Raw genomic sequence first — 7333 nt, forward strand, 5'->3', positions numbered from 1 at the left:
AGTCCAGGTTCCCGATAAAGTACCCGGCGCTGATGCCGAGGGCGGCGTATACCACGGGCACTTTCCAGTACTGGCGGTTATAGATCTGCCCCAACCCCGGGAGCACGGCGGAATAGAACGCCGCTTTGCGGGGGCTGTGGAGCGGTTTGTAATTGGCTATGAGACTGTCTTCCGCACTGGTATACCGGATGGCGGTATCCTTACCGGCAGTGGTGGTCGTGGCCTGGCGCTTGAGCGAGTCCATGATCACGCGGTTGCCGGTGGTATCTGCCTGGGCCAGGAGGCGGGTGCCCTGCAGCAGCAGCAGGCAGCAAAGCAGGTAGCGGATGCTGTGTTTCACCTTATAATGATAATTTTTCCAGGATGCCGTCCAGCTCCTCGTCGGAATAGAATTCGATCTGGATGCTGCCTTTCCCGTTCTTGCCCCTGTCCAGGTTTACTTTGGTGGAGAAGTGGGACGAGAGGTTGTCCTGGATTTTCTGATAAGCCGGCGGGAGGGAGGCTTTCGCCGTTTTTTTCGCCTGGCTCTTATCGTTCTGGTTCACTTTGCGCACGAGCTCTTCGGTTTGCCTTACGGACAACCCGTTTTTCATGATTTCTCCGAACACGAACAGCTGCTTGTCGATATCTTCCACACCGATGAGGGTGCGGGCGTGACCCATGCTGAGTTTGTTATTGCGGACCGCCACCTGGATATCGGGCGGCAGTTTCAGCAGGCGGATGTAATTGGTGACGGTGCTCCTTTCCTTGCCCATTCTTTCGGCTACCTGCTCCTGGGTGAGGTCGATCTCTTCCATGAGGCGTTTGTAGCTGAGGCCGATTTCGATGGCGTTGAGGTTCTCGCGCTGGAGGTTTTCGAGCAGCGCCAGTTCCAGGAGCTCCTGGTCGTTGGCCTGCCGCACGTACGCGGGAATGTCTTTCAACCCTGCCATCTTGCTGGCGCGGAAACGGCGTTCGCCCGCTATCAGCTGGTATTTCTTGCCGATGCGGGAAACGGTTACGGGTTGAATGATGTCGTGGATCTTGATGGACTGGCTCAGCTCCTGCAGGGCCTGCTCGTCGAAGTCGCGGCGGGGCTGCTTGGGGTTGATCTCAATCATGTCAAGCGGGATCCGCTCAATACCGGTTGCCTGCGCCACCACTTGCTCGGCAAGCGCGCCGGTGGTCTGCTTCAGGTCTGTGTCGATATTCTGTAACAGCGAGCGGATGCCTTTCCCCAACGCCTCTTTCTTACTCGGATTGGTCATCGTTAATTGCTAGTATTTTGTCTTCTTGATTGATCTTGGTAAAATTATGCTTCTGCAGGATCTCCTTCGCCAGGTTCAGGTAATTGATGGCGCCGGTGCTCATCGCATCATACATGATCACCGATTTGCCGAAGCTCGGGGCTTCGCCCAGCTTGGTGTTGCGGTGGATGATGGTGTTGAACACGCTTTCCTCGAAGTGTTGCTTCACTTCGTCCACAACCTGGTTGGAAAGGCGGAGGCGGCCGTCGTACATGGTCATGAGGATGCCCTCGATCTCCAGGTCCGTATTCAGCCTGCTTTGCACGATTTTGATGGTATTGAGCAGCTTGCCCAGGCCCTCCAGGGCGAAGAATTCGCACTGTACCGGGATGATCACCGAATGGGAAGCCACCAGGGCGTTCACCGTGATCAGGCCCAGGGAAGGGGAGCAGTCTACGATCACGAAGTCGTATTCGTCTTTAACGGCATCGATCACCTGTTTCATCACCCGTTCCCGGTTGGGATGGTTGATAAGCTCCAGCTCCGCGCCCACCAGGTCGATGTGCGAAGGCAATACCTTCAGGTTCGGCGTGTCGGATTCCAGGATCACGTCGCGCGGTTGCACGTCGTTCACCATGCAGTCGTACAGGCTCTGCTGAATGTTGCGCAGGTCGAAGCCCAGCCCCGTAGTGCTGTTGGCCTGAGGGTCCGCGTCCACGAGCAGCGTTTTGTACTCCAGTACCGCCAGGCTGCTGGCGAGATTGATGGCGCTGGTTGTTTTCCCCACGCCCCCTTTCTGATTGGCGATTGCGATGATTCTTGCCATTGTCTTGTCTTAAATTCCAGGTTTAATAGGATAAAATAGGATGTCAGCCGATGGCCTCGATGGTTTCACCGATACCTGGCAGCAGCAGGGTAAGCCCCGCTTCTTCGAACTGCCGCTGGGCAGCCGCTTTATCGATTTTGATATATCCGAAAGTGTCGTAATGCGCTCCGATAATACGCTGGCATTCAATGAACTCCGCGGCAATCACCGCATCTTCCACACCCATCGTGAAATTATCCCCGATCGGCAGCACCGCGAAATCCAGCTTCGCCCAGCGCGGGATCAGCTCCATATCGAACGTTAATGCCGTATCGCCTGCGTAATAGAAGTTCCCGTCGCCGGTCATGAACAAAAATCCCATCGGATTGCCGCCGTAACTGCCGTCCGGCATGCCGCCCGAATGATGCGCTACCGTACACTTCACGGTCCCGAAATCAAACGCCCATTTGCCCCCCGTGTTCATGGGATGCACCTTGTCGTGCCCCTGCTTCCGCACCCACTCCGTGAGCTCAAAAGCACCTACCACCGTCGCACCCGTCCGTTTCGCCAGGTCCATCAAATCGGCCACATGGTCGCTATGGCCATGGGACACGAAGATGTAATCCGCTTCTATCTGGTTGACGTCTATCGACTTAGCCAGCTCGTTATGGGTGATAAACGGGTCAAACACAATCTTCTTCCCCTTCACTTCCACCGCAAAACTGGAATGCCCGTAATAGGTGAACTTCATAATTGCAATAATATATTATTATGACCTAATCGGACAAAAATACAACGAATCGCCTAATAATGGGGCAAGGCACTTATTTATTTATTCACACCCGGAACTGGGGAAAAACCCTCATTTTTTTTGCCCCATCTTTGCAATTTTTAAGTCATTTGATCGTCTACCTAACCACGGAAACCACCCTTTCAGGACCATTTTCCCTAAATTTACAGGATTGCTTTCAAGTTAAACCATTGATCCATACGATATTATGCGAGCCGGACCAAACTTACTCTCCACCATACTCCTCGTCATCATCATGCTGGCGCTCGACGCCTACGTGTTTTACGCCCTCCGCGCCCTCATGGCCAACGCCGCCCCTAAAATCCGGGTGGCGGTATTCGCCCTGTTTTGGGTGTTATCCGCCATTGTGATGGCCTCCATCGTCTTCTACGGTAAAATTCCCTGGGCCAAATTCATGCAGGCCAGGGCCTACTACCTCACCTTCGCGTTCTCCTTCTCCTTCTCCAAACTCATGGTCGTGCTCTTCCTCCTGATCGACGATGGCCGCCGCGCCGTGATGTGGGTCGTGGAGAAAGTACGCTCCGCCCCCGCAGTGGCAGCGGCAGTGGCGCAGCAGGACGGCAACCGCGAAGCCGACGGCATGACCCGCTCCCGCTTCCTCCTCAAATCCGGTTTCCTCCTCGGCGGCACCCTCATGGGCACGCTGCTGTACGGGCTGTCCAACAAATACAACTACCACGTCCGCAAGCTCCGCCTGGCCTATCCCAACCTGCCGGCGGCGTTTAAAGGGCTAAAGATCGTGCAGCTGTCCGACATCCACTCCGGTTCCTTCAACGACAAGGAAGCCGTGAAACGAGGCGTTGAGCTCATCCGCGCCCAGAAGCCCGACCTCGTCCTGTTCACCGGCGACCTGGTGAACGACCGTTCCATCGAAATGGAGGATTACCTCGACGTGTTCGACAAGATCGAGGCCCCCCTGGGCGTATATTCCACCCTGGGAAACCACGACTACGGCGACTATTACCCCTGGCCCGACTACGACAACAACCGCCGTTCCCGCCTCAAGGCGCAAAACCTGGAGGCCCTCAAGGGCATGCACGCCAAAATGGGATGGCGCCTGCTCATGAACGAAAATAAAATCCTGGAGAAAGACGGGCAGCAGATCGCGCTGCTGGGCGTGGAGAACTGGAGCATGAACCCCCGCTTCCCGCGGCTGGGCGATATGCAGGCGGCGTATGCCGGCACGGAGCAAATCCCGTTCAAGATCCTCCTGTCACACGATCCCACCCATTGGGACGGGCAGATCCGTTCCGAATACCCCGACATCGACCTGATGCTGGCCGGCCACACCCACGGCATGCAGTTCGGCGTGGAAATCCCGTTCTTCAAGTGGAGCCCCGCGCAATACATCTACCGCCAGTGGGCGGGGCTGTATGAAGAAGGCAAACAACGCCTCTACGTGAACAGGGGCTTCGGCTTCCTCGGATATCCCGGCCGTGTGGGCATCCTCCCCGAGATCACCGTCATAGAGCTGGTGTAAGCAAACTTATTTGTGGTCCGTCTTCCTGTGATGATACGCCGGGAGACGGATTTTTTTATGCCCCGGGCGGCAGGGTCTTAGTACTGTTCCAGTACGGTATCCCTACTGTATCCCTACTAAACCCTTACTCAGTACTTGGAGGTTGGAGGGGGCTTGTCGTTCCCGCCGCCAGATCTTTTAGCATGGATTTTGCAACGAGCGTAGGGGTAGGGCGTTTGGTAACCGTCTTCTAACCGGCGGAACCCCTTTCACAATCAAGCTATCAAGATAATTAAGCCGCTTAACACTTAAACAAATATCATATATGAAAAAACTGTTTTTGGCCCTTGCTGTTATCTCCGGCCTGACCGTATCCTCTGCAAAAGCACAGAAAATGGTGCGCTTCGGTATCAAGGGAGGCGCTAACCTCGGGAAGATCGACGGAACAGGATATGACGACGCTTTCAAACTCGGCTGGCACCTGGGCGGCTTCGCGCAGATCAACCTGGTGAAAGGCTTCGGCATCCAGCCCGAACTGATCTATTCCAGCTCCAAGACCGAAGTAACCTCCAACTTCGACGATGTATATGATTTGGACCAGGTGAAAGAAGATAAACCGAAATTAGATTATCTTTCCATCCCGGTACTGGCGAACATCGATCTTGGTTCCCCCCGCTTCAAGCTGCAGGTGGGCCCCCAGTTCTCGATCATGACGAGCAAGAAAAGGAACGTGTTCCAGGAAGGGAAAGAAGCCTTTAAAGGCGGCGACTTCGGCGCGGTAGGCGGCCTCTGGCTCCAGCTCCCGATCGTCAACATCAGCGCCCGCTACGTGATCGGCCTGTCCAACGTAAACGACATCACCCTCGCAGACGGGACCAATCCCGACAAATGGAGGAATCAAAGTATTCAATTAGGCGTAGGTATTACCCTCTAAGTATACCTACAACTGAGCGATGACCGCTCCCGGAAACGGGGCGGTCTTTTTTTTGCCGCAAGGGCAACCCCAATACCCCGTTACGCGTTTTCCTATTTTGACATGCCGGGTATCAATGGCATCAATCTTGACTATATAGCCATGTTCTATTTTCCGGGACTTATGCAGAGCGTTTCTGCCATTCTGTCCCGATACTTAAAACTGACAGATGAATACATTTTTCTTAGGCAATACAGAGGAAGAGATGGAGTTTATGCCCATCATTCCCCTGAATGAGGACGGAGAAGGGCAGGAAGAAGACCAAATACCCGATGAGCTGGCTTTATTGCCGCTCCGCAACACCGTGTTATTCCCGGGCGTGGTACTCCCTATTACGGTAGGGCGCGACAAGTCTATCAAAGCGGTGAACGATGCGTATAAAACTGACAAAATGATAGGGGTTGTCGCACAAAAAGACAGCAACGTGGAAGAACCGGGTGTGGGCGACCTCAACGATGTAGGCACCGTTGCCAAAATCGTGAAGCTCATTAAAATGCCGGACGGCGGCACGACTATCATCATCCAGGGGCGCAAGCGGTTTAAGATCACCGAGATCGTTTCGGAAGACCCGTACTTCAAAACTAAATACGAATTGTTGTCGGACGAGGTAGACGCCAACGACTCCGAGTTCGATGCGTATGTTTCTTCCATCAAAGACCTGGCGGCGCAGATCATCGCCCTCAGCCCGCACCTGCCTTCAGAAGCCAGCATTATCCTGAAGAATATCGAGAACGCGCCTTTCCTCATCCACTTCGTGGCCAGCAACCTCAACAGCGACGTGAAGGAGAAGCAGCGCATCCTCGAGATCAGCAACCTCCGCCAGCGTGCAGAGTTGCTGATGAAACTCCTGCAGCTGGAACTGCAGCTGGCGGAACTGAAGAATAAAATCAACAACAAGACCAAACAGGACCTCGATAAGCAACAGCGCGATTACTTCCTGCAGCAGCAGATGAAATCCATCAAGGAAGAGCTGGGCGGCGATGCCAACGATCGCGAGATCAAGGAAATGCAGCGCAAGGCGGAAGCCAAGAAATGGCCCGAAGCCGCCAAGGAACTGTTTACCAAGGGTATCGAGAAGCTGGAGCGCATGCACCCCAGCACGCCCGATTACTCGGTGGTTTACAATCACCTCGACCTCATGCTCGACCTGCCCTGGCAGGATTATACCATCGACAGCTACGACCTGAAGAAGGCGAAGAAAGTACTGGACCACGATCATTACGGTATGGACCGCATCAAGGAGCGCATTCTCGAATACCTGGCCGTGCTGAAGCTGAAGGGCGACATGAAATCGCCGATCCTTTGCTTCGTGGGCCCTCCGGGTATCGGTAAAACCTCGCTGGGGCGTTCCATCGCCAATGCCATCGGCCGCAAATACGCGCGCCTGAGCCTGGGCGGTTTGCACGACGAAAGCGAGATCCGCGGCCACCGCAAGACTTATATCGGCGCCATGGCCGGCCGTATCCTGCAAACGATCCGCAAGGTGAAATCTTCCAACCCGGTGATGATCCTCGACGAGATCGACAAGATCGGCAGCGACCACCGCGGCGACCCGGCATCCGCATTGCTCGAAGTGCTCGACCCCGAACAGAACAGCACGTTTTACGACAATTACCTGGAGCTGGAGTACGACCTGAGCAAGGTCCTCTTCATCGCCACCGCCAATAACCTCAGCGCTATTCCCATCGCGCTGCGCGACCGCCTGGAGATCATCGACCTCAGCGGTTACTCCATCGAGGAAAAGGTGGAGATCGCCAAGCGCCACCTGATCCCCAAGCAGAAAGATGCGCACGGGCTGGCCAATGTGAAACTGTCGTTCGCCAATAAAGTGATCGAAAAAGTGATCGCGCATTACACCCGTGAAAGCGGCGTAAGGGAGCTGGACCGGCAGTTTGCCGCCATCATGCGCTCCCTCGCCAAAGACGTGGCCCTGGGCCATACGCCGAAAGAAGCCGTGTCTGAAGAAAGAGTGGTGCAGGCGCTGGGCAAGCCGAAGTACAGCAACGAGATGTACAAAACCGGCAATCCCCCCGGCGTGGCCGTGGGCTTGGCCTGGACG

7 protein-coding genes are annotated in these 7333 nt (G+C 55.1%); 3 read left to right on the plus strand and 4 right to left on the minus strand.

The annotated features are described in order from the left end of the window. The 4 genes from Q0510_RS17125 to Q0510_RS17140 form a co-directional block, all read right to left on the minus strand. Positions 1–340: DUF5683 domain-containing protein (locus Q0510_RS17125; RefSeq protein ID WP_298714568.1), on the minus strand; the 340-nt coding region annotated here is incomplete at its 3' end. Position 341: 1 nt separating this feature from the next. Further along, on the minus strand, positions 342–1247 hold the full coding sequence (locus tag Q0510_RS17130) for a ParB/RepB/Spo0J family partition protein (protein WP_298714571.1): 906 nt from the start codon (positions 1245–1247) through the stop codon (positions 342–344). Then, positions 1231–2052: an AAA family ATPase gene (locus tag Q0510_RS17135; RefSeq protein WP_298714573.1), complete on the minus strand. Its 822-nt coding sequence runs from the start codon at positions 2050–2052 to the stop codon at positions 1231–1233. The genes Q0510_RS17130 and Q0510_RS17135 overlap by 17 nt, the downstream gene beginning before the upstream one ends. 43 nt (positions 2053–2095) lie before the next feature. Further along, positions 2096–2782: a metal-dependent hydrolase gene (locus Q0510_RS17140; RefSeq protein ID WP_298714575.1), complete on the minus strand. Its 687-nt coding sequence runs from the start codon at positions 2780–2782 to the stop codon at positions 2096–2098. A gap of 247 nt (positions 2783–3029) precedes the next feature. Between Q0510_RS17140 and Q0510_RS17145 the strand changes: the two genes are divergently transcribed. The 3 genes from Q0510_RS17145 to lon form a co-directional block, all read left to right on the plus strand. Continuing rightward, positions 3030–4322: a metallophosphoesterase gene (locus Q0510_RS17145; RefSeq protein WP_298714577.1), complete on the plus strand. Its 1293-nt coding sequence runs from the start codon at positions 3030–3032 to the stop codon at positions 4320–4322. Between the two features lie 304 nt (positions 4323–4626). Then, positions 4627–5235, plus strand: coding sequence for a porin family protein (locus tag Q0510_RS17150; RefSeq protein ID WP_298714579.1), 609 nt, complete (start codon positions 4627–4629; stop codon positions 5233–5235). A 208-nt stretch (positions 5236–5443) separates the two neighbouring features. Then, a partial coding sequence (gene lon / locus Q0510_RS17155; RefSeq protein ID WP_298714582.1) for an endopeptidase La occupies positions 5444–7333 on the plus strand: 1890 nt, incomplete at its 3' end.

The organism is uncultured Chitinophaga sp., from assembly GCF_937874145.1.
Lineage (GTDB): Bacteria > Bacteroidota > Bacteroidia > Chitinophagales > Chitinophagaceae > Chitinophaga.

Bases quoted from the DNA above. Each gene is read 5' to 3' on its own strand.
- Q0510_RS17130 (WP_298714571.1), bottom strand. From the start codon at position 1,247: ATGACCAATCCGAGTAAGAAAGAGGCGTTGGGGAAAGGCATCCGCTCG.
- Q0510_RS17135 (WP_298714573.1), bottom strand. From the start codon at position 2,052: ATGGCAAGAATCATCGCAATCGCCAATCAGAAAGGGGGCGTGGGGAAA.
- Q0510_RS17140 (WP_298714575.1), bottom strand. From the start codon at position 2,782: ATGAAGTTCACCTATTACGGGCATTCCAGTTTTGCGGTGGAAGTGAAG.
- Q0510_RS17145 (WP_298714577.1), top strand. From the start codon at position 3,030: ATGCGAGCCGGACCAAACTTACTCTCCACCATACTCCTCGTCATCATC.
- Q0510_RS17150 (WP_298714579.1), top strand. From the start codon at position 4,627: ATGAAAAAACTGTTTTTGGCCCTTGCTGTTATCTCCGGCCTGACCGTA.